Genomic DNA, 3,480 nt, shown 5'->3' on the forward strand with positions numbered 1-3,480 from the left:
GGAGAAGCCGGTGCCGTCGGCGCCTTCGGCGAACGGCTTGCACCTGCCGTCGGGCGAGAGCCCCCGCTGCCGGGAGAACTCCACGAACACGGCCGGGGTCGACAGGACGGTGACACCGCCGGCCAGTGCCATGGTGCACTCGCCGTTGCGCAGGGCCTGTGCGGCCAGGTGCATCGCCACCAGCGACGAAGAACACGCCGTGTCCACGGTCACCGCGGGACCCTCCAGGCCCAGCGTGTACGCGATACGACCCGAAGCCACACTGCCCGCCGCGGCAGTGCCGAGGAACCCTTCGATCCCCTCGGGCCGCTGCTGCAGGCGTGCCACGTAGTCGCTGTAGATCACACCGGTGAAGACCCCGGTGGTCGTGCCACGCAGGGTGGTCGGGTCGATGCCCGCACGTTCCAGCGTCTCCCAGCTGGTCTCGAGCAACAACCGTTGCTGCGGGTCGATCGCCACCGCCTCGCGGGGAGATATACCGAAGAAGTCCGCGTCGAACTCGGCGGCGTCATGGAGGAACCCGCCCTCCAGGGTGTAGCTCTTCCCGTGAGCCTCGGGGTCCGGGTCGAAGAGGTTCTCCACGTCCCAGTCCCGGTCCGTCGGGAAACCGCTGATCACGTCGGCGCCCGAGGCGAGCAGGTCCCACAGGCCCTCCGGAGACGTGGCGCCGCCGGGGAAACGGCAGCCCATCGAGACGATCGCGATGGGCTCGTCCGCTGCCGAGGCCGCCACCCGCACGGCTCCGGTCGGAGTGGCGGTGCCGAGCAGCTCGGTGCGCAGGTGTCGGGCCAGGGCTGCCGGGGTCGGGTGGTCGAACACGAGGGTGGCGGGCAGCCTCAGCCCGGTGGCGGCCGTCAGCCGGTTCCTGAGTTCGACCGCCGTCAGCGAGTCGAAACCGAGTTCCTGGAAGGCCCGATCAGCGTCGACGGAGTCGGGCGACGCATGACCCAGGACAGCGGCGATGTGGGTCCGGGCGAAGTCGAGCAGCAGAGCGTGCTGTTCGGCCGCGCCGAGCCCGGTGAGCCGCCCGAGGAGTCGGGACGCGTCGGCGTTCGGTCCACCTCGGCGTGCCCTCGGCGGGACCAGGGCCGACAGGAGCAACGGCAGGCCGCCCGAGCCCGCCTTCACGCGTAGCACCGGCTGGTTGAAACGGACGGGCAGGACGTGGGGCCGGCCCGTGGCGAGGGCCGCGTCCAGGAGGGCGAGTCCGTGCTCGGTGGACATCGGCGTGATACCGGTCCGGCTGATGCGGGCCACGTCGCCTTCGTCCAGCCTGCTGGTGAGCGTCGTCGCCTGGGCCCAGTAGCCCCAGGCGAGTGAGGTGGCGGGGAGGCCGTGGGCGTGGCGGTGGGTGGCGAGGGCGTCGAGGTAGGTGTTGGCGGCGGCGTAGCCGCCCTGGCCTGGGCTGCCGAGGGTGCCGGCGACTGAGGAGTAGAGGACGAAGGCGGTCAGGTCGAGGTGTTCGGTGGCCTCGTGGAGGTGCCAGGCGGCGTCCGCCTTGGGCCGCAGGACCGTGTCGACACGCTCCGGTGTGAGCGAGGTGATCACGGCGTCGTCCAGCGCTGCCGCGCTGTGGACGACAGCGGTCAGCGGGTGCTCGGCGGGGACGCTCCCGACGAGCTCGTGCACTTCCCGCGCGTCGCCGATGTCACAGGCGGCGATGGTGACGTCGACGCCGTGCGCGGTGAGTTCGGCCTCCAGTTCCAGGGCGCCGGGGGCCTCCCGACCGCTGCGGCTGACGAGGAGGAGGTGTCGCACCCCGTGTGCGCTCACCAGGTGCCGAGCCGTCAGGGCACCGAGGGTGCCGGTGCCGCCCGTGATCAGTACCGTGCCGTCGGCGTCCAGCGCGGGAGGCGTGTGGTCGAGTTCGTCGGGGCGCACCCGTACCACCCTCGGTACCTGCACCCCGCCCTCCCGCAGCGCCAACTGGGCCTCCCCCTCGGTGGCCGCCGCGGCCAGTGCGGCCGGCAGGGCCCGGCGCGAGGATTCCGTGTCGTCGACGTCGGCCAGGATGACGCGGTCGGGGTGTTCGGACTGGGCCGAACGGGCGAGACCCCAAGCGGCCGCGGCGGCGAGGTCGGACACGTCCTCGCCTGCCGTCACCGATACCGCGCGGTGCGTGAGCAGCACCAGCCGAGCCGACGTGAGCCGATCGTCCTCCAGGAACCCCTGGAGGAGGCGCAGGACGCGGTGGGTCACGTCATGCACCGACTCGGTCTGGCCGGCCGCCGGTGGGACGGGGGCGTTGCCTTCCGCCACGGGCCCGAAGGCGTCGTCCAGGTCCACCAGGACCATGTCGGGCGTACTGCACCCGTCGGAGACGGCGTCGCGCAGGGCCGTCAGATCGGCGAAGCTGCCCGCCACGCACGGGTCGTCCTGCCCGCCGGTCGGCGTCTGGAGGTAGGTCCCCGCACCGACGACTGCCAGTGTCGGTACGACGCCCGCGGCGTCGGGCGATGACCCCGGCACCCAGGTGAGGCGGTGGAGACCGTCCCCGCCCGCTTCCATGACGCCCAGTTTGCCTGGATCGACGGGTCGCACGGTGACCGAGCGCACGCTGGCGAGGGGGCGTCCCTCGGTGTCCGTCACCTCCACCGAGATGCGGTCCTCGGCCGGCCTCGCGAGCCGCACCCGCACGGTCCGGGACGACGGCGTGGCGTGGAGGGTGACACCGCTCCAGATGAACGGCAGGTAGACCTTCGGGTCGCGGTCACCATGGGCGACGGCGGCGGCCATGGTGGCGTGCAGGGTCGCGTCCAGGAGGGCGGGGTGGATACCAAAGCCGTCGGTGTCGGTGTCCTCGGGCAGCGCGACCTCGGCGTAGGTCGTCCCCTCGTGCTCCCAGGCCGCGGTCAGCCCGCGGAAGACAGGACCGTAGTGGTACCCCCGCTCGGCGATGCCCTCGTAGAAGCCCCGCAGCGACAGGGACGAGGCGCCTTCCGGCGCCGTGGCCCGGTGCAGTGGCGGCAGCGGTTCGACCGCGTCGGTGAGGATGCCGGTCGCGTGCCGGGTCCAACCGTCCTCGGTCTCGTCCCTGCCGACCGGACGGGAGTGGATGGTCAGTGTGCGCCGCTCCGGCTGGTCGGTCGATCCGACGATGACCTGGAGCAACAGGGAACTGTGCTCGGCCAGGGTCAGGGGTGTTTCGAGGGTGAGTTCCTCGATGTGGGTGTGGCCGGTGTGGTGGGCGGCGTGGAGGGCGAGGTCGAGGTGTGCGGTGCCGGGGAGGATGACGGTGCCGGCGACGGCGTGGTCGGCGAGCCAGGGGTGGGTGGTGAGGGAGATCTGCCCGGTGAAGGTCGTCCGTTCTGCGTCCGCCGAGTCCAGCGCCGTGGTGAGGAGCGGGTGGGGTGTGGAGGTCAGGCCGAGGGCTGAGGGATCGGCCGGGTTCGCCTGTGCGGCCAGCCAGTAGGACTGGCGCTGGAACGGATAGGTGGGCAGCGGTACGGGGTGGTTGTCCGTGGTGGTGTGGTGGGTGGG

The 3,480-nt window shown here is 72.2% G+C and carries 1 protein-coding gene; it reads right to left on the minus strand.

Annotated elements, in window-relative coordinates; translation table 11 throughout:
- Positions 1-3,480: type I polyketide synthase (locus tag VT52_RS00815; RefSeq protein WP_143070823.1), on the minus strand; the 3,480-nt coding region annotated here is incomplete at both ends.

It is taken from the genome of Streptomyces malaysiense (assembly GCF_000980885.2).
Classification (GTDB): Bacteria; Actinomycetota; Actinomycetes; order Streptomycetales; family Streptomycetaceae; genus Streptomyces; species Streptomyces malaysiense.